Consider the following 26,571-nt stretch of genomic DNA (forward strand, 5'->3'; position numbering starts at 1 on the left):
AGGAGGTACATAATTACTATGTCTTACGAAACTTATTTTCAGACTGAGCGTGAGGCTCAGCTAACCGAACTCAAGCAATGGCTGGCAATTCCCAGCATCTCGGCTATCTCTACCCACAAGGAAGATGTGAACGCCGCCGCAGGCTGGCTGGTAGAGACCCTGAAGCGTGCCGGACTGGACAATATTGAGCTGCACCCCACTGCAGGCCATCCTGTTATATATGCAGACTATCTTCATGCCCCGGGCAAGCCGACGATTCTGGTGTACGGACATTACGATGTGCAGCCGGTTGATCCGCTGAATCTGTGGACTACCCCTCCGTTTGAACCGGAGATCCGTGACGGCAAGCTGTACGCGCGCGGAGCCACTGATGACAAAGGCCAGGTGTTTATGCACATCAAAGCCATCGAAGCCATTCTCAAGCAGGAAGGCACACTTCCTGTCAACATCAAGCTGTGCATCGAAGGCGAGGAAGAGATCGGCAGCGTGAACCTGCCTCCATTCCTGGAAGCCAACCAGGACAAGCTTGCGGCAGATGCCGTACTTGTCTCGGATACCTCCCTGCTGGAACGCGGACGCCCTGCAATCTGCACCGGACTGCGCGGACTGTGCTCACTTGAAGTCACTGTGAACACCGCACTGACAGATCTTCACTCCGGCTCTTACGGCGGCGGCGTTCCCAATGCGCTGCATGCCCTGGTGTCGCTGCTCAGCTCGCTTCATGATGACAAGGGCCGTGTGTCCGTTGAAGGCTTCTATGAAGGCGTGCCTACGCTCTCTCCGCTGCTGCGTGAGGAATTCGCCAAGCAGGGCGTAGATGAAGACAAAATCAGAGCAGGCCTTGGCCTGGAGCAATTATACGGCGAGGAAGGCTATAGCTTCGTAGAACGGGTTGGCGCACGTCCGACGCTTGAATTGAACGGCGTGTACGGCGGCTTCCAGGGCGAAGGCAGCAAGACCGTTATTCCGAAGGAAGCCCATGCTAAGATTACCTGCCGCCTTGTCGGCGACCAGGACCCGCAGCATATTCTGGATGCTGTAGAAGCGCATCTGCAGGCTAATATCCAGAGCGGCGCGAAAGTGCATGTGAAGCAGATGGAGAAAGCCCGCGCCTTCAACATCGATCCTTCTCATCCAATTCTGCAGACTGCTGCGGATGCTTACGGCAAAGTGTACGGCACCCGTGCCCTCTTCACCAAAGACGGCGGCTCGATCCCGATCATGGAGAGCTTCTCCCGCATTCTGAAGGCTCCGGTGGTTCTGATGGGCTTTGGCCTCGATGACGAGAACCTGCATGCTCCGGATGAGCATTTCAATTTGGAGAATTTCGATAAAGGCCTGCTGACGATTGTAGAGTTTCTGAAGACCGTATAATCCGGCACAGCATTTCCCAGGCTGGTCCACAATAGCTGCAACAGCAAAGCCAGGCTCCCGGAGAATCGGAAGCCTGGCTTTTTGCGGATCATAATACGTAATACGTATGACTGTCCTATAATCCTATTCTCGCCGGTTGTATAACGAAAATAAGCAACAAAAAAACCCTTGCGGACAAGGATTTGGAATTAAAATATGGAGCGGGTGATGGGAATCGAACCCACGCTATCAGCTTGGAAGGCTGAAGTTCTACCATTGAACTACACCCGCAACTCAAATTGAGTACAAAAAACATTGTAGCATCACTACGAATAAATTGCAACCCTAGCAGGATCTCCAAGATCACATTACGATGGCATTTCCAGCAGCGGCTTCAGAAAAGACAGTTCGAACTCCTCTGCCTTGACCGGCTTGCTGAACAGAAACCCCTGGGCTTCATGGCAATGCTGCTGGCGCAGGAATTGCAGCTGTTCCTTATTCTCAACGCCTTCCGCAGTTACCTTAAGCTTCAGGTGGTGAGCCATGGACGTTATCGTGGAGACAATCGCCGCATTGTTGCTGTCCTCCATCACTTCCGAGACAAAGGAGCGGTCAATCTTGAGCCGGTCAATCGGCATGTTCTTGAGATAATGCAATGAGCTGTAGCCTGTGCCGAAGTCATCAATACTGATGCATACGCCAAGTCTCTTCAGGCGGTTCAACTGGTCAAAGGCAGTCTCCTTATCCAGTGTCATGCTCTCTGTAATCTCCAGATCAACATAGCTGGGATCGAGACCGATCTCCTGCAGAATTGCCCCAATCTTACCAGCCAGATTCGGCTGCAGGAACTGACGCATCGATAGATTAATAGAGACACAAATGGGCCGATAACCGGCATTTTGCCATGTTTTATTCTGCTGGCAGGCCGTTCTTAGCACCCATTCCCCGATTGGAACAATCAGCCCGCTCTCTTCTGCGATTGGAATGAAATCAACGGGAGAGACGAGTCCGCGTTTGGGATGATTCCAGCGCAGCAGCGCCTCCATGCCGACAATCTCTTCGGTCTCAAGCAGCACCTGAGGCTGATAGACAAGATAGAATTCATTACGCTCCAGGGCTCTGCGCAGATCATTCTCCAGCTTGAGGCGTTCCTTCGCCTTCATCTGCATAGCCGGAATATAGCGGCGGATATCCACCCCTTGCTCCTTGGCATTGTGCACAGCAGTATCCGCGTTCTGAATTAGCTGCTCTGCCGTATCACCGTCTCCGGGGAAGATGCTCATCCCCAGACTAAGCGAAATGTGATATTCTCCGGACTCGAGGCTTACGGGTGTCTCGAACAGCCGCAGCAGCTCATTCGCCCGGACCAGACAGTTCTCAAGACCGGTCCGTTCTGTCATCAGAAAAGCAAACTCATCCGCTCCCATACTATAGAGCTCTTCATTCACTCTAACCTGATTCCCGATCCGCTGGGCGACCAGCTGCAGCAGCAAATCTCCTGCATAATGTCCGAGGGAGTCATTAATATTCTTGAAATGATTGATGTTCATGATAACCAGGCCTGAGAATCCGCGGCTTTTGTCCTTCTCACTCTGGAGCACGATCTCTTCCATACGCTGCATCAGGCGGCGTCTGTTCGGAAGACCTGTAAGATCATCGTGGAAGGCCAGATAATTAATCCGCGCCTCAGCCTGCTGGTTCTCCTCAAAGGGCTCCTCAATCGTCAATCTGTAGACACCAGTCAGCAGAAGATAATAAGCAACTCCGCTGCTGAGCATCCCGAACAGATAATCCATATCTCCGACACTGAACAGATTCATGAAGAAGACCTGGCCCAGTGCAAAGAATACAAGGGAGCGGATAATAATCAGCAACGAAGCCGACTTCTCAATTTTGCCCGGATATACAATAATTCCTACTCCAAGCAGATAAACGAACAGTACAGCCATATTCACCAGATCTCTTACGGTCTCTACCCACGAATAACCCGCCAGTCCAGGGATAATCAGGTTGCCGGCGCCAAACGCTGCCGCAGATAGCAGAATTAACATAAATGAATTCCGGAATACCTTGTGCTTGCTGTCAACCGACACCGGCTGATCTGCCCTGCAGAAGATAAGTACGATCCCCAGCGCACTGGCAAGCCGCGAGAAGGTCAGCAGCCATAGGGACTGTCCGGAACTAATATAAGAGGCAACTCCGGGAATGCCTACAAAACTGAGAACATGCAGGAAATCAAAGATGCTTACACCCAAAAACAGCGCGGATGTATAAAGTCTTGCTTTGGATAATTTATTGGAGAATAACAACCTGCCCTGGGCAAAAATCGCAAAGCCGAAAGCCACAGTGCAGCAGCCCGAAATAAGATAGAATGCCAGCAGTAAATCTTTATCCTCTATATGGCCCAGCGGTGTACGAAAAATCTGGATCAGAAGGAACAGCGCAGCCCCTATAACCGCCGCATGAATGGTCTTTCTCTCTTCTTGTCTCATAAGTCCCTCGCGTCTAAAAATGATATCTATAATAACTAGTTTATGTGTATCATGTCCTATGTATAAATATCGGTTGAATACCCCCGTAAAGTTACATCGTTCATCCTACAATATTAAAAGAAGCCATCTCTGGCAGAAAAAAAGCACCTTCCTCTAAATAGAGGTCAGTGCTTTCTTCTTCCGGACGTTTATTTATCCCCGAAATTAACCTCAGGTGTAGTCAGCTTGTCATAGAAGTCAACCGCCTTGTCTTTATCGGCTGAAGAACGCAGCGCCATCGCCGAGCGCGGATGCTCGTCCAGTGTTCCCGTAATCATGTATGGGATGATATATCCCCACTCTTCCTTCTCGCGCAACGGAATCATCAGGTTCTCAACGATATCCAGAACGGGACGGAGGGTGTATCTGGTGTTCTTCAAATGGGTAACCAGCAGCTCTGTAGGACAATTGCCGGCAGCACGGCCCATGCCGTAGCAGGAAGCGTCCAGCAGTTCGACACCTTTTTCCGCTGCAATCAGTGTGTTGGAGAAGGCCAGCTGCAGATTGTTATGCGTATGTACACCCAGGCGCTTATCCGGCAAATGTGTTCTGAACTTCTCTACCAGGTAATGGATGTCATTATGATCCAGACTGCCATAGGAATCTACGATATATACAACATCAACAACGCTTTCGCGGATTTGTTCGAACGCTTCAAGCAGTTCATTCTCCATGACATTGGATAGAGCCATAATATTAATCGTAGTCTCATACCCCAGATCGTGGAAGGTCTGCACCAACTCAAGCGCCTTGTCCACATCTTTGCTGTAGCAGGCTACACGAATCAGATCCAGCATACTCTCACTGCGGGGCAGGATATCATTCACGTCTACACGGCCGATATCGACCAGTGCCGACAGCTTGGTGTGGCCTTTTTGCGGAATAACCTTGCGCAGGAAATCATCATTCAGAAAACGCCACGGACCGGCACCCTCCGATCCTTTCAGCAGCTTCGGTGAGTTTTTATATCCGATTTCCATATAATCAACACCGGCTTCATTCAAACCAGCGTATAATTTCTGAACAAATTCAATACTGAAATCCCAGTTATTCACCAATCCCCCGTCACGGATGGTACAATCGACAATTTTGCTATGATTAGTCTTCACAATCTGTTCTCCCTTCGGGCTTAGCTTCATATTATATCCTCATAATAAACAAGGCCACAAACTTACTATGCTTACATTATCGTTCAATCATACTTTAATGAAGAATAAATTGTAAAGAAAATTTCAGTAATTTCCATATAGATTTCAGGAGATCAAAACAATGATATTAGTCACAGTAAAGTTCCTTACAAAATGCTACAGTACAAGAAATAATTGAGATTGATTATCAATCTCTCTCGGAGGGATTACAATGGCTTCTGCATCCTGCTCCTTGCTGCGTTTACAACCGGGCACTACCGGTTCTATTTATAGAATTGAAGGCATGAACCCCATCTTGCGCCGCCGCCTTGCCGATCTTGGAGTATCCGAAGGTGTAATGATCCGCCTGAAGGGTAAAGGTCCTTTTATGGGCCCCATTACGCTGGAATGTAACGGTCAATTATTCGCTATCCGCCGGAAGGAAGCTTCGATGATTGAGGTGAAAGTTTCATGAGCTCCATCGCCCTTGTAGGGAATCCAAACACCGGAAAGACCTCGCTTTTCAATACACTCACATCTTCGTATGAATATGTCGGGAACTGGGCAGGCGTTACTGTTGAGAAGAAGGTCGGCAGCCTGAAGAACGGAGCCGGCAAGCTGATCGACTTACCCGGAATCTATTCACTTCATCCGCTCTCCCGCGATGAGGGCGTAGCCGCCCAATATCTGATCGAAGAATCACCCGAAGCACTCATCAATATTGTCGATGCATCACAATTGGAACGAAATCTGCTGCTTACCCTGCAGCTGCTCGAATACGGCAAGCCGATTATACTCGGGTTGAACATGATCGATGTTGCCAATGCCCGCGGAATTCAGGTGAATCCTGAAGTACTGCAGGCACAGCTTGGGATAACCGTGTTACCGCTGATTGCCAGAACAGGCAAAGGCAGCAGCCAGGTGCTCAGCGTTCTGGAGAAGCCGGCGAATATTCCGCCTGTAAGCTTCCATCTGAATTATGGTGAACTCGTTGAAGCGACGATAGCTTCTATTTCAAATCAACTGCAGCAGATCTCCGGGCTGCCTAACCTGCGCTGGGTTTCCCTGCAGCTGATGGAGCAGAATCCGGTAGTACTGGAGCTGCTCAAGAAACGTATGGATACTTCTGAGCTGATGCTCCTCTGCGATGCCTGCCAGACCCAGCTGCAAAAGCAGAAGCTGGCGCTTACCCTCCCGCAATGGATCCGCTCCATCCGCATGGACTACATCCGCAGTGTATGCGCGGCGGCCATCGATGCGACGAAGCAGAAGCCGCATAATCTGACGGAGCGGCTGGATTCCATCCTGACTCACCGTTTTCTGGGATTGCCTCTGTTTATCGTCTTTATGTATGCTATGTTCAAAACGACCTTTGACTGGGCAGGCGGACCTTTATCGGATCTTCTGGACGGCTTTATTGGGGGCCCTCTCAGTGACGGAGCCAACTCATTGCTGCAGGCGATCGGTGCATCAGGCTTTACTCATGCTTTGATTGTCGATGGTATTATCGGCGGTGTCGGCGGCGTGCTTGTCTTCGTTCCCCAGATTTTCATTCTGTTCCTGATGATCTCCTTCCTGGAGGATTCCGGTTACATGGCACGCGTCTGCCTGCTGATGGACAGCACGATGGAACGGATGGGCCTGAACGGCAAAGCCTTTATCCCTTTCATTATCGGCTTCGGCTGTAACGTGCCGGCGATTATGGCTGCGCGCAGTATCGAACAGCCCAAGGACCGGATGCTGACAACGCTGCTTATGCCGCTGATGTCCTGTTCAGCCCGGCTGCCGGTGTACCTGCTGTTTGCAGCGGTCTTCTTCCCGGCCCGGCAAGCAACTGCGGTGCTGGCGATGTATGTGATGGGAGTAGTCTTCGCCCTGATTCTGTGTAAATTATTCTCCAAACATCTGTTCAAGAATGAATCCTCCATCTTCATCATCGAGCTGCCTCCTTACCGGATGCCGCAGTTCAAGACACTAGGCCGAAGCACCTGGGAGAAGGGCAAAGGCTTCCTGCGTAAAGCAGGAACCATCATTCTTGCCGGTTCGGTCATTATCTGGCTGATGTCCTACGCGGGTCCTGCCGGATTCAATGTAGAGATGGACCACTCGTTCCTGGCCAAATTCGGCGGGCTGATCGCACCGCTGCTGCAGCCGCTCGGCTTCGGCACCTGGCAGGCCGGTTCCACACTGGTTCCCGGCTTCCTCGCCAAAGAGGTTGTGGTCTCCACCATGAATATCATTTACCATGCGCCGGATAGCGCTGGGCTGGAAGGACAAATTGCTTCAGTCTTCACACCACTTAGTTCGATCAGCTTCATGGCCTTCATCCTGCTCTATATTCCTTGCCTGGCTACGGTCGGAGTAATCAGGAAAGAGACGGCATCCTGGAAATGGACTTTCTTCTCCATGGGATATTCACTGGTACTGGCGTATGCCGTGTCACTGGTTATTTTCCAGGGCGGCCGGCTGTTGGGATGGTCGTAGAGGCAGCAAGTCCAAGATTTACTGAGAGGAAGCGAGAGCAGCAATGATAGTCAATATTCTGATTGTAGCGCTTATCTTCGGGTACTCCGGCTGGATGCTGTACCGTCATGTTCAAAAGGGCAAAGAAGGCGCCTGTGCCGGCTGTGACAAAAGCAAAACCTGTTCGGCCGCATCGCTGGATTCACCTTTGTCCTGCTGTGGAACTACAGCCGATCCCAAACATTAGATCCGTCTGCGTCTCTAGAGAAAAGAATACAATTCGTTTAGAATCCTTGGCATGCGGGTATGTTAGTTATAAGCAATTACAGCCAGACCATACCAAGGAGGAATTACCATGAACACCAAAAAGACATTGTTTACTACGGTAGCATTGGGAGCAGCCTACTTGCTGAAGAATAAGAATACGCGGGACAAGATCATGAATGGGGTCCAGTCCTTTACTGCACAGATGAAAGCCAGAAAATAGGTTGTAACTCAAACTAAAATCGCTTCTTCCAATAATAGTTCAAGCTTAAACAGCCGCAGTCCCGGGAATCCGGAGACTGCGGCTGTTTAGCTTCATAATTGGTCATAACAGATTTATGAAGAGGACTGCGCAGTATCTGCCTCGAATCCAGAGCCAGGAGCTAAGCGGAGCAGATACTCCAGGAGCGTGCGCACCATCACACCCGTTGCCCCCTTCGGGTTCACTCCCCGCTCTTTCGACAAAAATGCCGTTCCGGCAATGTCCAGATGAATCCATGGCAGACCTTCGGCAAATTCGCCGATGAATAATCCGGCTGTAGTAGCTCCGCCGTATCTTCCGGCAGCATTGCGGATATCGGCGACCTCGCTTTTTAGCATCTCGCGGAACTCCGGATAGACGGGCAGGGCCCATATCTGCTCGCCTGACAGCCTAGAGGCCTCCAGGAGCTCCGCCAGGAACTCTTCATCATTCGTTACAGCGCCCGTAGCCACATCGCCCAGAATGGACAAGACGGCCCCTGTTAGCGTGGCGACATCAATAATCCGTTCCGCCCCCCACTCCCGCGCGTACGTGATTGCATCTCCCAGAACCACTCTGCCTTCCGCATCGGTATTCAGCACTTCAATCGTTCTTCCGCTGAGGGAGGTTATAATATCACCAGGTTTAAAAGCATTGCCTGCCGGCATATTCTCCGCCGACGGAATAAGCATGACCACATTGATCCGGGGGCGCAAACGCCCCAAGGCCTCCATGACTCCGAGTACTGCGGCTGCACCGCCCATGTCACTGATCATATCCTCCATCCCAGGAGCTCTTTTGAGCGAAATGCCTCCAGTGTCGAAGGTGATGCCCTTGCCGACAATCCCCACCACATTCTCCCACTGATTGGTTCCCTGATAGCGAATGGCTATCATACGCGGCGGATTCACACTGCCTTTGCCTACGGCCTGTAATCCGCCCATTCCCTTAAGCTCAATCTCACGTTCATCCAGCACCTCAGCAGGAAGGCCGTGGCGTTCTGCTACTTCGATGGCTGCTGCCGCAAGCTCTGAAGGGGTCAGCAGATTACCCGGGAGATTGGTTAAGTCCCGGGCCAGATTCGTCGCTTCCCCAAAAGCCTGCCCCCGCAACACGCCTGATTTCCAGCGCTCATCCTCTGACTCTTCGGTCTGACGCTCCATATGCAGCCTTACGGCGCTTAAGCCGGCGTAACCCGGCTGCTCCAGCTTGTATTGTCTGCGGCGGTAGGCCCCAAGGACCAGGCCTTCTGCAAGGGCCTGGCCTGCTGTCTCAGCCTTCAGGGCCTCAGGCAGCTGGTTCAGCTGATCGGGGATCTGCACGATCAGGGTAGCTGCCTTCAGTCTGTGAGCCGCCCTGGCGGCCTGCGCCATCAGCAGCCGCAGGTCATGGACTGCTGCGCTGCCATTGCCGCTTCCGGCCAGAATGACTACCGGCAGCTCCGGACGGCCAGTCACCGGCAGCAGGTAAATTTGCCCCAGCTTGCCGCTAAACAGCCCTGCCCGGGACAGCAGGCTGATCCTCTCCGCCCATTCGGCCGAAAGTCCTTCCCCCTGCGCCTGTTCCTCCGAGACTATGAAACATAAGGCATCGCCTTGCAGCGAAGCTGCCTCTGAACCGCTGCTCCATTCAATATTCATGCTGCATCCCTCCACTGACTCACTGTATTATTCTAAATAACGCAGACAGGGCTGATCTCCCGCACATGACCGTGCACTGCAGGAATCAGCCCTTAATATATTGATTATAACCCGGAAGCCTGGAAATACCGAGTCTATTGTTAGATTAATGAATAAGCGGAAGCGAAATCACGAACCGGGTTCCCTCATTCAGCCGGCTGCTGACAGAGATGCAGCCTCCATGATTCTTGATGATACGGTCACTGACCGAGAGTCCTAATCCCGTACCATTCTCCTTGGTGGTGAAGAAAGGATTGAACAGCCTATCCAGTGTGCATATATCCATGCCTTTGCCATTGTCAGAGATAAAAATCCGCACCTCTGTTCCTTCTTTGCGCGCTCCGACCTCTATTCTGCCCATGGAATCATCCGCTCTCTCCGAGATCGCTTCCATAGCATTCCGAATCATGTTTAAGACGACCTGCTTCATTTGTTTCGTGTCTCCGGAGATGAACAGATCTTCCTGAAGCACCTGCAGATTAATCTGGCAGCCCTTCATCAGAGCTTCACTCTCCGTAAGCAGAACGACTTCCTTAAGGAGCGCCGAGACAGGAATCATACTGACCTGTGGCACCGAAGGCTTGGAGGAAGTCAGAAATTCATGAATAATGTCATTGGCACGATCAATCTCAGCCAATATAATCTTCGCATACTCCTCCTTGCCGAGCAGGTGAAGATGGGGATGCAGCAATTGAATAAAACCCCGGATCGCAGTCAGCGGGTTGCGGATCTCATGAGCAATTGAAGCCGATAATCTGCCGAGCATCGCCAGACTGTCGTTCTGGTATGCTGTCTGTTCAATCAGCTTGAAGTCTGAGATCTCTTTGAGCGTGAACAGGTAGCAGCCCTTCATCTGCTCACCGCTGCAGAGAGAGGCGCGCCAGTATCGGCCATACTCATCTACAAATTCATAGCTTGGCTTACCTTTGATCACCATTTCACGGTAGCTCCGCAAAACGAGCTTCTTCTTAAAACGGCTTAGTTGAATATGGCTTATCAAATGAGTCAGGGTGCAGCCAAGCAGAGAATGACGGCCCAGCTCCAATATGCCGTACATCTGCTTGTTTACAAACGTCAGAACTCCCTCTTCATCAAAAAGCAGAATCCCGCTGTCGATATGCTCCAGAACATCCTCATATGTAGTATCCATCGGTCCGGATTGAAACGTTCTTGCCGGTAAAAGCAAGCTTTCCTGATATTGGCTTATCACGATACGAAGTTCCCCCTTTTACTGCAATTGACGAAGACGCTTAAGCGACATCAAATTACTATGTATATGAGTATATGACGAAGCCGCCAGAACATTCGGAAATCGTATTATATTATCCAACCGTTTCAACTATATTCCAATCATATCCAAGAGAAGAAGACAACGCAATCGGAGAAACTGTCGAATGATAAAAATATTCTTAAAATGATTCTTAAGACACATTAAATATCGTTAGAATGTTTCGTTTCCTGCAAATACAATGAAAAGAGCCTCCGCATTTCGCGAAGACTCTCCTCTTTTATGACATTCCGTGGAAGCATTAAGCTTGGTATTCAGGCTTTCTGCTGCAGCCGGTGACGCCGCTGACTCATAACCGCCAGACGCTTCTTCAGTTCACGTTCCCATTTGGTATCGCCAATTTGTTTGGCTACGGCCAGCAGGTCAAGCGACATGTCGATTTGGCTGCGCACAATAGCGAGCGGATCCTCGCTCTCCATATTTATCACATTCTCGAAGATTGCTTCCTCATCTTCCATTACATAATCCTGGAAATCAACATCCGTAACTCCGTCGCCATGGGCATATTCTGCCAGGATTTCATATTCATTTTCGACTTTATAATGTACCTCTACCCGGTGGCATACCGGACAAAAAAGCAGGGGAACATTATGGACTTGCGTGCGATAATGCTTTAGGGTCCCCTTAGTTCCAACCATACTCGCTCCACAGCAAAAGCTCATTTTTGTTCACCCTCCTTGATTTTTTCCGTTGAATTCCTATTATTATATTACACAATGGCAGGAGAGATTCCTCTCCTTGAAGCTATATATTAACCTTTACGCCCATTTTCAAACGGCTTGTCCGCTAAGGATGGGCCGTTTTGGTGCAAAAAACCCCCTTGCCGGGAAATACTCCCGCAAGGAGGTTCTCTTCGTATATCAAAGATCGCAGCTGATGAGGACCGGCAGCTTACAGATTCTTGTCGCCCGGTTTCCAGTTCATAGCGCACAGCCCGCCGGATTGCAGGGCCTGCAGTACACGCAGAGTTTCTTCCACACTGCGGCCTACATCATTGTGGTTAACCACTTGATATTTCAGTTCGCCGTCAGGATCGATAATGAACAATCCGCGGAGTGCGATACCTTCTTCTTCGATCAGGACGCCATAATCGCTGGCAACCTTCTTCGTGATATCAGACGCCAGCGGGAAGTTAACCGGACCAAGGCCATTCATATCCTTAGGGGTTGTCAACCAGGCTTTGTGGCTGTGAATGGAGTCGATGCTCACACCAAGAATTTCTGTATCGAGTTCTGCGAAATCAGCCGCAGCATCACTCAGTGCTGTAATTTCGGTCGGACAAACAAATGTGAAATCAAGCGGATAAAAGAAGAATACAAGCCATTTGCCGCGATAGTCGGACAAGCTAACCTTACCGAAATCCTTACCGTCGCCCGTTACTGTCTCCATGAAGAAATCAGGGGCTGGTTTACCTACCAAACGTTCTGCCATTGCTTAAATCCTCCTTTGATTATGTAAGAAAAACAACTACGGTGCCGTTAGCCGGTGCAATATGCTTTTCTTGATTTTGATGGGATGGTTACATTGTTGCTGCTACAGAACAAATGTTATCATCGTACAAAATCAAAGTCAATATTACATTGATTACTTTTTTATAATTATTATAAATAAGCAACATTTTGTGAAGTTTTTCTTCTTTCTGCGTCAAAGGAGGGCATATGTGGTAGAACTAGGCTTTGCGGATAGCGGCAACAATCAGATCGCCCATCTCTGTAGTACTGATTGCCTTGCTCTTGTCTACAGCGATATCGCTGGTCCGGTGGCCGGCATCGAGCACCTCAGCGACAGCTGCTTCTATGGCAGCCGCTGCCTCTTCGTAGCCGAAGGTCATGCGGAACATCAGCGCAAGCGACAGAATCGTCGCGATCGGATTCGCGAGCCCCTGGCCGGCAATATCAGGCGCAGAGCCGTGTACCGGCTCGTAGAGGCCGTAGCTGCCTTCTCCAAGTGAAGCCGAAGCCAGCATACCGATGGAACCGGTCAGCATCGCTGCTTCATCACTAAGGATATCTCCGAACATATTCTCAGTAACGATGACATCGAAGCTTGAAGGACGGCGCAGCAGCTGCATTGCACAGTTATCCACCAGTACATGCTCCAGCTCTACCTGCGGATATTCCGGCGCCAATCTGTTCACTACCTCACGCCAGAGGCGCGAGGTCTCCAGGACATTGGCTTTATCGACACTGGCCAGCTTATTGCGGCGTTTGCCGGCTATCTCGAACGCCTGGCGTACAATGCGCTCTACTTCCGTTACGTTGTATACGCAGGTATCCACAGCTTCTTCCCCGTGTTCACCCTGACGGCGCAGCTTCTCACCGAAATAAATACCGCCTGTCAGCTCACGCACCACCATCAGGTCCGTGCCTTCCAGTACTTCCGGTTTCAGCGTTGAAGCATCCTTCAGGCAGTCGAAGACAACTGCAGGACGCAGATTGGAGAACAGACCCAGTGCTTTGCGGATACCCAGCAGTCCCGTTTCCGGACGCAGCTCCTTCGGATTGTTGTCCCACTTCGGTCCGCCAACGGCTCCCAGGAGTACGGCATCTGCACTGCGGCAGATTTCCAGCGTATCCTCCGGCAGGGGTGTTCCCCGCTCGTCAATGGCAATCCCGCCAAAGAGGGCATGCTCCGTTTCAAAAGCAAAGCCAAACACTTCTTCCGTTCTTTTCAATACTTTTTCCGCTTCTGCCACAACTTCAGGTCCGATACCGTCCCCGGCAATTACGGCGATTTTCTTAACCTCGCTCATTCCTGTCACTCCTTAGGTAGTCCTGCTGCTCGCAGACATAGTTCTTCTGTATATTGTTGTATCATAACAACAGACAAAGAACAAAGATATAGATTCTATTGAACTGATAGGCGAAGCCTATAGGAGTACGGTTACCGTATCTTGCACTGATAAAAACTGCACCGCAGTTTGCTCTTGATTCTTAAGTTGTTTACAATTAGTATGCAATTGTTGTATATAACCGTTAGTCCATCTTAATGAGGGAGTGATACTAAGGTGCAATATACTAAGCTTGGCAAGTCCGGTATGAAGGTTAGCCGCCTCTGTCTGGGAACGATGAATTTCGGGCCGATTACCGACGAGAAGGAAGCCTTCCGCATCATGGATGCTGCGCTGGACGCCGGAGTCAACTTTTTTGATACTGCTAACGTGTATGGTTGGGGTGAGAATTCCGGCCTGACCGAGACCATTATCGGGCGTTGGTTCAAGCAGGGCGGCGGACGCCGTGAAAAGGTTGTGCTCGCCACTAAGGTCTATGGCGCAATGAGTGACAAGCTGGATGGTCCAAACGATGAGGCCGGCCTCTCTTCCTATATTATCCGCAGGCACCTGGAAGCCTCTCTGCAGCGTCTGCAGACCGATCATGTTGAACTCTACCAGATGCACCATATCGACCGCAACGTGTCGTGGGACGAGCTGTGGGGCGCCTTTGAGCTTGCTGTCAGCCAGGGCAAGATCGGTTATGTCGGCTCCAGTAACTTTGCCGGCTGGGATATTGCCGTAGCCCAGCAGGAAGCGAAGGCCCGCGGGTTCCTGGGTCTGGTATCGGAGCAGCATAAATACAGCCTCACCTGCCGTCTGCCGGAGCTGGAGGTTCTGCCTGCTGCCCAGCATCTCGGTCTTGGAATTATCCCGTGGAGCCCGCTTGACGGGGGACTCCTCGGCCGCAATGCCTTGAAGAAGATCGAAGGCAGCCGCAGCGGGGGCAATTCAGAACGTGTAGAGCAGCATAAGAGCCAGCTGGAAGCCTTTGCGGAGCTGAGTCTGGAGCTGGGCGAACCGCAGGATAATATCGCACTGGCCTGGCTGCTGGCCAATCCTGCGGTGACGGCTCCGATTATAGGACCGCGTACACTGGAACAATTCGAAAGCGCGCTGCGCAGCCTGGAGATCACTCTGGACGAGTCCGTGCTGAAACGTCTGGACGAGATTTTCCCGGGACCCGGCGGGGCTGCTCCGAAGGCTTATGCCTGGTAAGCAGGGTTTAAGAACCCCGATCTGACTCGTATTCTTGTTCTATAGCAGGTCATAAAAAGAGCTGTTCACCGGCAATTATTCCGGTAAACAGCTCTTTGTGCGATTTATTGTGCAGTGTCCACCGTCACAGAACCATTGCTGGTGGACAATGTAACTTCATGGGTTCCGCTGCCAAGCACAGCTGTTCCATTGTTATCATCGCCATCCCAGGTAACATTCCCTTTAAGCGAACCATTGCTCGTATCCGCATGGATTGTCGCATCCGTAACAGCCGGCAGGCCCACTATAATCTTGCCATTGCTGGATTTCAGCTCCCAGTCGCCTGTCACCGCAGAATTGACCGTAATTTTGCCGTTGCTGCTCTTGGCAGATAAGGAGCCGTCGATATTGCCCAGTGTAATCGCCCCGTTCGAGCTGACCAGCTCCACTTTACCCTGTATATTCTGCACGGTTACTGTACCATTGCTGGTGTGAGCCTCCACGCCTCCGGTAATATCATGGATATCCATTGTCCCGTTGCTGGTGTCCACATCAATGCCTGCTGTCAGACCGGCAGCTTCGATGGATCCGTCGCTGGTCTCTACCTGGGCGGCTAAATTCTGCGGAATGCTAACATTCAGGTAAGGAGCTTTGACATTAATTCCGAACTGGATGTTCGCGAGCCAGCCGGAATCTCCTTCCAGCTCCATGACAAGCGTGTCGCCTTCGGTCGTCACTTTCCATTTACGCTCTAGTGCGCTTGCTGCTTCACTGTCCGTATTGCCCGGCAGCTCCAACTTTCCTTCATATTCCAGGGTGTTTCCTTGTACGCCTTCAATCTTAACCTTGCCGTCAGGCAATTCAATCCGTACATTCTTAATTTCCTGATTCACTTCTACCGTCCCGCTTACCGGGACAAGCGTTGTATTGCCCAAGATACTGCTCAGCGAACCGCCGGCCAGTACCGTCTGTGCCCCGCTTGCCGCGACAAGCACGATAATCAGCACAATCGCCCAGCCGCTCACACGGCTCTTGACATCCGATTTAATGAAGAGCCTAAGCAGCATCTCCAGCCCGAACAGAATAAGCAGTGCCGGCCAGATATAGCCCAGCGCCTCGTAAGTGATTACATCGTACTGGGCAAGTACTACAATGACCCCAATCACAATGCAGCCTATTGCGGCGGTAAAGCTGCCGATTTTCCATCTCCCCATAATTCATTTCCCCATTTCACTATACTTTAGAATTGTTCTTCAGCATTCTCAGTCCATATCCGATCAAGGCAAGAGACAGCACGATCGCCCCGATGTTCATGTCATTGAGTATTCTCCAGAGGGTTGGAAATACCGTAATGAGCATTAGCATAATACCCGCTATGACACAGCCTATGCCTACCCATACCGGATTAACATCATCATGCGGATACACCGGAGGTGCCGGCATTCCCATAGTCCAAGGTGCCCCGAAGCTGTCTGGATGGAACATCATCCGCTCATGCTCAGCCGCAGAGAGCTTCATCCAGGCCGCTTTTTGCAGCGCATCGAATAGTTGATAGAACCAGAGTGCTGCCAGCGCGAACGGAAATACGGTGGGCATCGACGGAATGAACATAATACACAGCGATGCTCCAAGCATATACTCAAGACCCAGTTTTTTAAAGCCTAAATACATATGGCCCAGTCCCGGAACCATCGCCAGGAGAAAAGTGAGCCAGCGTCTTTTCTTAATCATATAATAACCTCCTAAAAGTTTTGCGGAACATCCGCTTCTTCGAACTCTCTTTACAGCAAAACTGCTTCGAAAGCATATGCTGAGTTTTGCGGAACATCCGCTTCTTCGAAATCTTCTTGCAGCAAAGCTGCTTCTATCGTACGCGGGTTTTAATTAGTATGAATTAGCCGGAATAGCCCCTGCGAATTGTTGGATTATTTGCCTTGAGGGCCGAACCAGGCGCTGACTGAAGTGGACATTTGCCCATTAATTTCGGTAATGCCATAGGCAAGGTGTTCGAACACACCGAACTGCAGCAGGAGAAAAGTCAGCCCCACGGCAACGCCATAATGCATCCAGGAGGTTCCCGGGGCGGTACGCCGTCTGGACATCGTTGCTTTAATCACCCGTTCCCTGCGGCCATTCTCCATACGGTCAATCTTAGCCATCACATCCGCTGTAAGATCAGGGAAGTCCATAGGCTGCATTGCTTCCTGGCCAAGGCCGTCCAGCCCGGCTTCCATCTCATTCCACAGCGCTGCGAGACCGCGTGCCTCTTCCAGCCATTGCGCGCAGTCGGGACAGGACTCGGCATGCAGGCGGATTGTCTGCTGCGCCTCAGGCGGCAGCTGGCCATCGATATAATGCGGCATCCATTCTTTTACTGTTGCACAATTCATCGCCATTCCTCCCCGCTTTTGCGCATCATCTGTCTGGCCCGATACAACTGCGATTCAACCGTTTTGACCGAAATCCCTTTCTGATCGGCAATCTCCTGATACGAGTGTCGCTGAAAATAGTACAGCTGCACAACCGACCGGTACGGCTCTGTCAGACTGTTCAAATTCTCACCCAGCTCCTGGGAGGCTTCCTTGCGGAGCGCCGCCTGCTCAGGCGTTTGCGAAGTCACCCAATCATTCTCAGTGTAGTCCGCAGTGCTCCGGTGCCGCCATTCCCGGTCATTGGCCCGTTTCCAGTCCAGACAGGTCCGGTAAGCAATCCGGTACAGCCATGTGGAGAATGAAGACTGTCCTCTGAAGGAGGGAAGAGCCTTATAGGCCTTGATGAAGACTTCCTGGGCCATATCCTTGGCCGACTCGGCTTCTCCTGTGATTTTGATGCATACACTGTATACCATGCCCTGATAGCGTGTCACCAGGTGCCCGAAGGCCTGATGCTCTCCGCTGAGCACAGCAGTAATCCACTCCGTCTCTTCCAAGTAATTCTCCCCTCCTTCAGTTACATAACGTTAGACGCCGGGTAAGCTGATCCCCCTGCAGGACATACGAAATTTTTTTATAATAATTTTGTAGCCTATTTTACTTTACTATATCCTACATGGGGCTTATCCTCTACAGAAAGGGAATTCCTTTTTCTTGTCGAATTCATTTATCATCATGGCTAGGCAGCATACAAATAGAAACGGCTGCTCCTTCTGAGGATGTTATCCGTTCAGCGATAAAGATAAGGAAAGCGGTGGACAGAAATGATTCGAGCTATGCTAGTGGATGATGAACGTCTTGCACTTATAAAACTTCAGCTCATGCTTGAAGAATTAACGTCAGTACAGATCCTTGCCGCCTTTACAGACCCTTATGAAGCGGTAAAAGCAGCACCGGAGCTGGACCCGGAAGTTATTTTCCTGGATATTGATATGCCCGAGATGAATGGAGTTCAAGCTGGTGAAATCCTGCAGAATCTTTGCCCCCGTGCCAAAATCATATTTGTGACTGCATACAATAACTACGCTGTAGATGCTTTTGAGCTAAACGCGCTTGATTATGTATTGAAGCCGGTAAGCAGAAGCAGGCTGGTGAAGACTATTCAGCGTCTGGAGGAACGGATCGAGCTGGAGCCCGACAATAAAATTACAGATCATCAAATCATGATCCGCAGCCTCCAGTCCCTGCGTTTCGAGCGCGGCGGACAGCCGCTAAGCAATATTCGCTGGCGTACCTCGAAAGCCCAGGAGCTGTTTGCTTATCTTTTTCATAACCGTAACCGGTTTGTCAGCAAGGACAGCCTGATCGATCTCCTGTGGCCTGATTTCAATCTCAAAAAAGCCTCAACCCACCTGTACACTACCATTTATCAGGTAAGGCAGTGCTTGAAGCAGGGAGAAATCGATCTCCCCATCAATAATGTCAGCGGCGGAGAAGGCTATACCCTGGAGACCGGGGGCGCTTTAATTGACAGCTACGAATGGGAGAAAGGCCTTCTTACTCTGGAGCCGGTCAGCGCTGGAAATATTCAAGAGCATCAGCGTCTGCTGGATTTCTACACTGGTGATTATTTGGCCGACTACGATTATTTGTGGGCTGAGAGTGAACGTCAGCGGCTCCGGACGATCTGGCTACATCATGCGCTGAGTCTGGCAGCGTTCTATATAGAGACCAGCAAACTCCCTGAGGCTGTTACGATATATCAGCGTATTGTCCGTCTTCAGCCTTATTTCGAACAGGGATATTTCGGACTTATGAAAACGTATGATATCATCGGTGAACGCTCCGGGGTCGAGGAGCAATATAACACGATGACAGCTCTTTGGAACGGGGAACTGGGAATCGGCCTGCCGGCAAATATAACCCGCTGGTACGAGGAATGGAAGCAGCATAATTTCAGAAGTCTGTGAATTAATCTTATTCTTCTGCTGAATATAAGAACAAGACAACCCGCCCGTAGCATTTGCTTCGGGCGGGTTGTCTGTATACCAGTATAACCTTATTTATGCTATCTCTGATTACTCCGGTTTATTGCGTGTCTTGAATCTGCGTGCCAGGATAATCCCCAGAACGATCAGTCCCCCACCCATCAGATACAATGGAAGCGGGCTTTCTTCCCCTGTCTTAGGGAGATCTCCAGGCAGGCCATCTTCACCGGAGGTTGTATCAGTTACCGTACCTGTCGGCACCTCATCAACACCCACCTCAATAATGATATCCAGATCATTGCCGTCTTCATCCGTTACAGTAATGGTGAACTTATCCTTGCCTGTATATCCCGGATCAGGAGTATAAGTCCATTTGCCGTCTGGTGTAATGACTACTGTACCATGTGACGGTTCCACACTAATGCTTGGAATGCCGCCCAGCGGAATTTCCCCATCGATTGGAATATCCTCAACAGTCGTTGCTGACGTAGCCTGTGGCGTCGGTGCGCTGCTTACTGCAGGTGCAGTAGGATTTAGGGTCGCTATTGGTGTAGGTCCCGGTGTAAACGTCACGCCAGGTACTCCTGTTGCGGAAGGACCTGGTGTACTAGTTACACCTGGCGTTACCGTACTAACCGGAGTAGGTGTTGGAGTAACCACCGGGTTCGTTCCGGGAGCTCCTGTCGGTGCCGGTATGTCTTTATTCGTAATTGGGGCCAGCACCTTTTGTACCTTCGAATCAATGATGATGCTGCGCTCCGTGGAATCCAAATAATAGCCGGTTGGAGCCACGGTTTCCTGCAATGTGTATACTCCAAGCTTCAAATCCTTAAATTCAATCTCACCATTCACGTTGGTAATCCCCGTTGCCACTACGCTCTTGCTGGAATCATAAAGCTTAAACTCAGCCCCGGCAAGCTTTCTCGCTGCGTTACCTTCGGCGATCTTAACGAGCTTGATTGAACCCAAGGTCTCCTGGTTTGTGATTGGTGCCAGCACCTGCTGTACCTTTGAATTAATCGTAATAGTGCGCTCCGTTGGATCTAGATCATATCCCGCTGGAGCCTTTGTTTCTTCCAGCGTGTACGTGCCCAGCTTCAAATCATCGAACACAATTTCACCGTTCGCATTGGTAGTTTTCGTTGCTACCACAATCTTGCTGGAATTTGTGAGCTTGAACTCTGCTCCGGCAAGCTTTTTCGTGGCGTCAGCGGCGTCTACCTTGATGAGCTTGAGCGAACCCAGGGTTTCCACATTCTTAATAGGAGCCAGCACCTGCTGGGCCTTCCCGCTGATTGTGATGTTACGCACTGTCCCATCCAGATCATATCCGGCTGGAGCTTTGGTTTCCTCCAGTGTGTACGTACCCAGCTTCAAATCATCGAACACAATTTCACCGTTCGCATTGGTAGTCTTCGTCGCTACCACAATCTTGCTGGAATTCGTGAGCTTGAACTCTGCTCCCGCAAGCTTTTTCGTCGCGTCTGCGGCGTCTACCTTAACGAGCTTGAGTGAGCCTAAGGTCTCCTGGTTCGTGATTGGTGCCAGCACCTGCTGGGCTTTCACAGTGATTGTGACGTCCTTCGGCGTTGAATCTAATTCATACCCGGCTGGAGCCTTTGTTTCCTCCAGCGTGTACGTACCCAGCTTCAAATCATCGAATACAATTTCACCGTTCGCATTGGTTATCTTCGTTGCTACCACAATCTTGCTGGAATTCGTGAGCTTGAACTCTGCTCCGGCAAGCTTTTTCGCCGCGTCAGCAGCGTCTACCTTGATGAGCTTAAGTGAACCCAGGGTTTCCACGTTCTTAATCGGTGCCAGCACCTGCTGGGCTTTCCCGCTGATTGTGATGTTACGCACTGTCCCATCCAGATCATATCCGGCTGGAGCCTTTGTTTCTTCCAGCGTGTACGTACCCAGCTTCAAATCAACGAATACAATTTCACCGTTCGCATTGGTAGTCTTCGTTGCTACCACAATCTTGCTGGAATTCGTGAGCTTGAACTCTGCTCCGGCAAGCTTTTTCATGTCATCAGCGCCGTCTACCTTAACTAGCTTGAGCGAACCCAGGGTCTCCTGGTTCTTAATCGGGTCCAGTACCTTCTGTACATTAGAATCAATCGTAATATTCTGTGGTGTTCCATCCAAGTCATATCCGGCTGGAGCCGCCGTCTCCTCCAGGGTATAGACTCCGACCTTCAAATTATCGAATACAATTTCACCGCTGGCATTGGTAGTCTTTGTTCCTACCACAACCTTGCTGGAATTCGTGAGCTTGAATACAGCTCCTTCAAGCTTCTTCGTCCCGTCAGTTGCATCGACCTTAACGAACTTAATCGAGCCGATGGTTTCTATATTCGCAATCGGGGTCAGAACAAGCTGATCCTTCGAAGTAATCTTGACATTGCGTACCCTTGCATCCAAATCATATCCGTAGGGGGCCTTGGTTTCCACCAGGGTATAGTCCCCAAGATTCAGATCTGTGAATTCAATTTCACCATCGTTATTCGTAACACGCGTTACCGCCACATTTGTGCTGGTATTCGTGAGTCTGAACTCTGCTCCGGCAAGCTTCTTATTCACATTATTATAATCTACCTTACTTATCTTGAGTGAGCCCAAGGTTTTGGTGTTCTTAATTGGGTCCAGCACCAGCTGATCCTTTGAATCAATCTTGATAGTACGCACTGTTCCATCTAAATCATATCCGGTTGGAGCAATAACTTCCACCAGCTTGTAATTTCCGAACTTTAAGTCACCGAATACAACTTCACCATTTTCTTCGGTAATAGCTGAGGCAACAAAAGCATTGTTGCTTGCGTTATACAAATCGAACTTTGCTCCTGAGAGCTTCTTTGTCCCGTCAGCCGAATCTACCTTAACGAACTTGAGTGAGCCTGTGGTTGCTTTATTGGGGATTGACGGCAGAATCTGCTGTACTTTCGAATCAATCTTGACATTACGCACCGTTCCATCCAATTCATACCCGGTTGGAGCTTCGGTCTCCTTCAGTGTATAGTCTCCAAGCTTCAAATTATTGAAAACTATTTCACCATTGGCACTGGTAGTCGCCGTTGCCACCAGAGCATCGCTGGAATTGTAGAGCTCGAACTTCGCTCCGGCAAGCTTCTTCGTTCCGTCCGCCGCATCTACCTTAACAAGCTTGAGCGAACCCAAGGTTTCTTTATTCGTAATTGGAGCCAGCACCTGCTGTACTTTCGAACTAATCGTGATGTTGCGCACCGTGGAATCCAAATCATATCCAGCCGGAGCCTTGGTTTCCTCCAGGGTATATGCTCCAACCTTTAGATTATCGAATATAATTTCACCACTGGCGTTAGTAGTTGCCGCTGCCACCATTGCATTGCTGGAATTGTACAGCTCGAACTTCGCTCCGGCAAGCTTCTTCGTACTGTCAGCTGCATCTACCTTAACGAGCTTGAGCGAGCCCAGAGTTGCTGTGTTCTTGATCGGTTCCAGAACCTTCTGCACATCCGAGTCGATCGTAACGCTCTGCTTTGTTGAATCCAGTTCATATCCGGCCGGAGCAGCAGTTTCCTGATAGGAATAGGTTCCGAACTTCAAATTACTGAATACAATTTCCCCGCTGGCATTGGTAGTAGATGTTGCCACTAGAGTATTGCTGGAATTGTATAACTCAAACTTTGCTCCTGAAAGCTTCTTCGTTGCATCATCTTTATCTACCTTTATTAGTTTAAGCGAACCTTGAAGTGCTTCATTAGTAACCGTCACAGCATTTTGTTGAGCCGGATCAATAGTTACGGGAACACTATTACCATTAAGCTTATATCCAGCCGGTGCTTTGGTTTCTTTGTATGTGTAGCTTCCTCCCATTAATTTCGTAAAAATCACTACGCCGTTTGCATCGGTAGTTCCCGTTTCGACCAATTTATTTGCTGCATCATACAGTTCAAACTCTGCACCTGCAAGTTTTTTGGACGAATCATCCTGGGCAACCTTAGTCAGCTTGAGCGAGCCGTTATAATCATTCGTAACGTTCAGCAGAACAGGTGTAGAAGAATTAATGGTTACCGTCCGTGCTGTAGTATCCAGTGCATATCCGGTAGGTGCCTTTGTTTCCTTTAGAACATATTTACCGGCCCGCAAATTAGTGAACTCCAGATTACCAGCTGAATCACTGGTTGCTTTCACTGTATCCTTCAGTTCTGTACCTACAATGCGACCCATGGAGAACTCAGCACCCTGAAGATTTTTAGTTTGGTCTGCATTTGTTTTCAGCACCTTAAGCGAGCCTTTCACACCGCTGCCCGTACCTCCGGTATCAACAATGGTGAAGCTTTGGGTGAATGGAAAAGGTTTACTTACCAGTTGGGACCCCAATCCACTGAACGACACAGCATTGGTTACAGGTACGGTCCCTACTGCCGTAATGACTGACTTATAGGTGAGAATGTATGGTTTATTAATGGTGTTCGTAAATGCCAGCTTGAATGTATCCTTGCCGGTACTGTCCGTGATGAAATCCAGCGTATAATCCTTGTCACGCTCAAGCTTGTTAGCCGTTACATTTACAGCCCCATTCTCAGGGTTAACAGTGGTCTCAACAAGCTGGAAGCTTTCAGGCAGCAGTACCTGATTACTACTCGGAGTATCCACGACTTGAACATTGCTCACGTTTGACTGGTTTGCATTAATCGTTACTGTCCAGTTAATGATAGTTTGATCAGAACTATCCCGGGATCCGGCTTTTGTTACATATTGTCCGCCATTCGTTACACTTGCACTGCCGGATAATACTTCCGAGACTGGCTTATCGCCCGAGTTATTCAAAATGGCGTTATTAGTAACGCTAGACAGGTTAATATCACCGTCTTTGAACTCCGTTTTAAAAACTACATAGAAAGCATAATCCACGCTGTCTTTGAATTTAACCTTGAGCAATTTATCTGTTACAGTAACTGTGTAGTCTGTACCCTCAACCAAAGCAGGATTTACAGAGTAATGTGCTCCATCAGCACCATAATTCATCTTATTAACAATCACAGTACCCGCAACTACCTGCTGACCCGCCGGAAGCGTATCAACCAGCTCCGCACCTGCAGCGAGCACTCTTTTATTATAGTTCGCTCCAACTGTCCAAGTGATTTTCTTACTGGCTATATCATACTTTCCTGTCTTAAATCCATTCTTTATAACTTTACCGTCTGGAGTAAATGTTGAACTTGATGTCTGAGCACTGCTTGATGTTTTTTCATTCCACACAATGGATGCAGTATTAATGAAATATTTTGAAGCAGTGATCAACGAGTAATAATCAAATTTAGTACTGTACGTAATCGTGTAAGCCTTAGTAATTGGCTTTAAAAATTTAATCTCAAAACCCTCATTCACCTTAAATTCACCAGAGCCTAAATTGGTGATCTCATAATCTGTACCTTCAACAAGCGCAGGCGAAATATCCGGTTTCCCGATCAGTTGCAATCCTGCGTTAGTAAATTTATCGGTAAGTACCAGGTTTGTCATAGTTCTGCTGTCTTCATTAACCTTAATAGTCCATTTCACGGTCTTGTTCAAGTAGTCTACATCCGTACCGTTATTTACAGCCTGCTTGTTCAAAATACGTTGGGTAGTCGAAGTACTCGTTTGAACAGTTTGCCCGTTATATGTCGCCTTATTTACGATACTCTCACCAGAGTATACCCGCTCAGCTACCTTTGTCTTATAGACAATCCGGTAGGCAGATTGAATATCATGGTTGAACTGAAGCTTAAATCCGGCTGTATCTGATACGTCAGGTAGTTGTGTCAGCGTATAATCTGTATCTGCGATCAACGTTCCGTCATCTGTTCCAGATCCATTTTGATCCAGCTTGACCTTATAGATAATCATTGAACCATCAACATAGTCTTGGGTTATGTTGAAATAATCAGTCAGCACAGCATTATTCGACGTTATTGATTTTTCATTATAATTGAACCTAATCTCCCAAGTAATGGTCTCATCCGATGAATTATAACCGCTTGTAAACTTTTCCAGCGTTTTGCCCAAGTTAATATTAACCTCTGCAGAGGCAGTTTGAGGTGAGCCATTAGCAGTCAGTGTAGCTGTATTATTAAACTTTGTTTGCTCTGTAGTACTTATGTTCTTGGTAGTAAACTTTATCCGGTAGGCTTCATTTATTGAATTATTGAATTTCAGATCCAATTTGGTCAGATCACTTGCGGTCGTGTCATAGAGTGCAGAACTGACCTGCCCGCCAAGGGTTAAGTTTCCTTTAACATCCACCGTCAAGGCATATACAGCAATAGAAGCCGGGTCCAGCTCCAAGCCTGTCTGCATGGGGTCCGTAATTACAGCATTATCAAGTTTGTTCAAAAGCGTATTTACATCAACCGTCCAGTCAATACTGCTGGCATTATATTTTTGCGGCATGGGTGTTCCGGTTTTGGTGATAGCTTTGCCGTTAATGGGTTGAACCTGGAGTGTAATTGAGTTATTGGCATTTCCCGCTATCGGAAAATAAAGCACCTGCGTTGTGCTGCCGGTAACTGTAGTTGAGCTTAGGGTGGATTCAACCCAAAAAGTGCCTTTTATATCTAATAGCCCTTCAATATTTTCATTAAAAACAAAGACGACTTTATTATCAGCACCTACAGTATAAGTACCAATTCCATTAGCGAATTCACTATTAACCAGCGTACCGGAATACGTTTGATTAATTTTTAATTGGGAAGGAAGGGTGTACGTGTACGTAGCGCCTTCGTCATACTTTGCATCCGGAAGCTCATAAGTCAAATTCAGCTTAACCATAGAATCCAGCTTGTACACACTATCCGTAACCTGCGTCCCATTTTCGTATACCGAGAGTGTTACAGTTTTAACAATATCTTCGGTAATTTCTGTGTTCATTGCATCCGCATTTACATTGGTGAAGAAACCCATTGCATTAGCGAATGATGTTATAAACAGTATTATTCCGAGCCCCAGTGCCCATTTTTTCTTTTTCATTAATCTCAAGACCTCTCCCTCTTTCATATGTATAATTTGTTCTTACTTCAGTCGTGGAATGATCAGATAAGACATTAGAGCAGTGACATGAACAATTTCTGAACAGCTAAGTAATTTCCCCATTTCTCACTCCAATTTCCTAAATAACGCTTAGTATTGACAAAGAAAGTGCCAAAAGGCGTGATTATGACTAGATAAATTGTAACTAAAGTCACTGATAAATCACTGACAAACCGCTGATAAACTCACAAATCCCCCTAAGAAAAACAAAAAAGCCATTGGGCCAGCAGAATGTTCTGCTGGCC

19 protein-coding genes and 1 tRNA gene are annotated in these 26,571 nt (G+C 49.1%); 7 read left to right on the forward strand and 13 right to left on the reverse strand.

Annotation, left to right across the window (positions count from 1 at the left end; genetic code table 11):
• Positions 1–18: 18 nt before the first annotated feature.
• Positions 19–1,374 carry a dipeptidase gene (locus NSQ73_RS25225; protein ID WP_042134502.1) on the forward strand — a complete coding sequence of 452 codons (1,356 nt, stop codon included), beginning with the start codon at positions 19–21 and terminating at the stop codon, positions 1,372–1,374.
• Between the two features lie 196 nt (positions 1,375–1,570).
• Here the strand turns inward: NSQ73_RS25225 and NSQ73_RS25230 are convergent.
• The 3 genes from NSQ73_RS25230 to NSQ73_RS25240 all read right to left on the reverse strand — a co-directional run bounded on the left by NSQ73_RS25230 (position 1,571) and on the right by NSQ73_RS25240 (position 4,993).
• A tRNA-Gly gene (locus tag NSQ73_RS25230) sits at positions 1,571–1,644 on the reverse strand.
• A 77-nt stretch (positions 1,645–1,721) separates the two neighbouring features.
• Complete coding sequence (locus tag NSQ73_RS25235; protein ID WP_340988617.1) at positions 1,722–3,845, reverse strand: putative bifunctional diguanylate cyclase/phosphodiesterase; 2,124 nt, start codon at positions 3,843–3,845, stop codon at positions 1,722–1,724.
• 188 nt (positions 3,846–4,033) lie between these two features.
• Positions 4,034–4,993: an aldolase catalytic domain-containing protein gene (locus NSQ73_RS25240; RefSeq protein WP_179093653.1), complete on the reverse strand. Its 960-nt coding sequence runs from the start codon at positions 4,991–4,993 to the stop codon at positions 4,034–4,036.
• Between the two features lie 250 nt (positions 4,994–5,243).
• Between NSQ73_RS25240 and NSQ73_RS25245 the strand changes: the two genes are divergently transcribed.
• The 4 genes from NSQ73_RS25245 (at position 5,244) to NSQ73_RS25260 (ending at position 7,961) form a co-directional block, all read left to right on the forward strand.
• A complete protein-coding gene (locus tag NSQ73_RS25245; RefSeq protein WP_042134498.1) occupies positions 5,244–5,486 on the forward strand; it encodes a FeoA family protein in 243 nt (80 codons plus the stop codon).
• Positions 5,483–7,495, forward strand: a complete 2,013-nt coding sequence (gene feoB / locus NSQ73_RS25250) for a ferrous iron transport protein B (protein WP_340988618.1) — start codon at positions 5,483–5,485, stop codon at positions 7,493–7,495. Before NSQ73_RS25245 ends, feoB begins: the two co-directional genes overlap by 4 nt.
• A 43-nt stretch (positions 7,496–7,538) precedes the next feature.
• Positions 7,539–7,721, forward strand: coding sequence for a FeoB-associated Cys-rich membrane protein (locus NSQ73_RS25255; protein ID WP_039301473.1), 183 nt, complete (start codon positions 7,539–7,541; stop codon positions 7,719–7,721).
• 108 nt (positions 7,722–7,829) lie between these two features.
• Positions 7,830–7,961: a hypothetical protein gene (locus tag NSQ73_RS25260; RefSeq protein WP_256704057.1), complete on the forward strand. Its 132-nt coding sequence runs from the start codon at positions 7,830–7,832 to the stop codon at positions 7,959–7,961.
• A 113-nt stretch (positions 7,962–8,074) separates the two neighbouring features.
• On the opposite strand, the gene NSQ73_RS25265 is transcribed toward NSQ73_RS25260, so the two are convergent.
• The 5 genes from NSQ73_RS25265 to leuB form a co-directional block, all read right to left on the reverse strand.
• A complete protein-coding gene (locus NSQ73_RS25265) occupies positions 8,075–9,619 on the reverse strand; it encodes a leucyl aminopeptidase (RefSeq protein WP_340988619.1) in 1,545 nt (514 codons plus the stop codon).
• Positions 9,620–9,764: 145 nt separating this feature from the next.
• On the reverse strand, positions 9,765–10,868 hold the full coding sequence (locus NSQ73_RS25270; RefSeq protein ID WP_340988620.1) for an ATP-binding protein: 1,104 nt from the start codon (positions 10,866–10,868) through the stop codon (positions 9,765–9,767).
• Between the two features lie 332 nt (positions 10,869–11,200).
• On the reverse strand, positions 11,201–11,608 hold the full coding sequence (locus NSQ73_RS25275; RefSeq protein ID WP_039301477.1) for a hypothetical protein: 408 nt from the start codon (positions 11,606–11,608) through the stop codon (positions 11,201–11,203).
• A gap of 229 nt (positions 11,609–11,837) precedes the next feature.
• Entirely contained in the window at positions 11,838–12,377 is a 540-nt protein-coding gene (locus tag NSQ73_RS25280) for a peroxiredoxin (protein ID WP_039301479.1), read from the reverse strand.
• A 238-nt stretch (positions 12,378–12,615) separates the two neighbouring features.
• Positions 12,616–13,698, reverse strand: a complete 1,083-nt coding sequence (gene leuB, locus NSQ73_RS25285) for a 3-isopropylmalate dehydrogenase (RefSeq protein WP_039301483.1) — start codon at positions 13,696–13,698, stop codon at positions 12,616–12,618.
• A gap of 255 nt (positions 13,699–13,953) precedes the next feature.
• On the opposite strand from leuB, the gene NSQ73_RS25290 reads away from it, so the two are divergent.
• Positions 13,954–14,934 (forward strand): aldo/keto reductase, encoded by a 981-nt coding sequence (locus NSQ73_RS25290; protein WP_076248689.1) that lies wholly within the window; start codon positions 13,954–13,956, stop codon positions 14,932–14,934.
• 104 nt (positions 14,935–15,038) lie between these two features.
• Here NSQ73_RS25290 and NSQ73_RS25295 read toward each other — a convergent pair whose 3' ends face one another.
• The 4 genes from NSQ73_RS25295 to NSQ73_RS25310 form a co-directional block, all read right to left on the reverse strand.
• A complete protein-coding gene (locus tag NSQ73_RS25295; RefSeq protein WP_171717405.1) occupies positions 15,039–16,127 on the reverse strand; it encodes a DUF4097 family beta strand repeat-containing protein in 1,089 nt (362 codons plus the stop codon).
• Between the two features lie 19 nt (positions 16,128–16,146).
• A complete protein-coding gene (locus NSQ73_RS25300) occupies positions 16,147–16,644 on the reverse strand; it encodes a hypothetical protein (protein WP_039301491.1) in 498 nt (165 codons plus the stop codon).
• A 194-nt stretch (positions 16,645–16,838) separates the two neighbouring features.
• On the reverse strand, positions 16,839–17,303 hold the full coding sequence (locus NSQ73_RS25305) for a zf-HC2 domain-containing protein (protein ID WP_042134489.1): 465 nt from the start codon (positions 17,301–17,303) through the stop codon (positions 16,839–16,841).
• The gene (locus NSQ73_RS25310) at positions 17,300–17,842 is read right to left on the reverse strand and encodes an RNA polymerase sigma factor (RefSeq protein WP_042134488.1); all 543 of its coding nucleotides are present in this window, start codon (positions 17,840–17,842) and stop codon (positions 17,300–17,302) included. The genes NSQ73_RS25305 and NSQ73_RS25310 overlap by 4 nt, the downstream gene beginning before the upstream one ends.
• A 267-nt stretch (positions 17,843–18,109) precedes the next feature.
• Here NSQ73_RS25310 and NSQ73_RS25315 point away from each other — a divergent pair, with 267 nt between their 5' ends.
• The gene (locus tag NSQ73_RS25315; protein WP_081969863.1) at positions 18,110–19,255 is read left to right on the forward strand and encodes a response regulator; all 1,146 of its coding nucleotides are present in this window, start codon (positions 18,110–18,112) and stop codon (positions 19,253–19,255) included.
• A gap of 108 nt (positions 19,256–19,363) precedes the next feature.
• Here the strand turns inward: NSQ73_RS25315 and NSQ73_RS25320 are convergent, their stop codons facing one another.
• Positions 19,364–26,266 (reverse strand): SpaA isopeptide-forming pilin-related protein, encoded by a 6,903-nt coding sequence (locus NSQ73_RS25320; protein WP_340988621.1) that lies wholly within the window; start codon positions 26,264–26,266, stop codon positions 19,364–19,366.
• Positions 26,267–26,571 lie beyond the last annotated feature (305 nt).

The organism is Paenibacillus sp. FSL R10-2736 (assembly GCF_038000245.1).
In the GTDB taxonomy this organism is placed as follows: domain Bacteria; phylum Bacillota; class Bacilli; order Paenibacillales; family Paenibacillaceae; genus Paenibacillus_AQ; species Paenibacillus_AQ phytohabitans.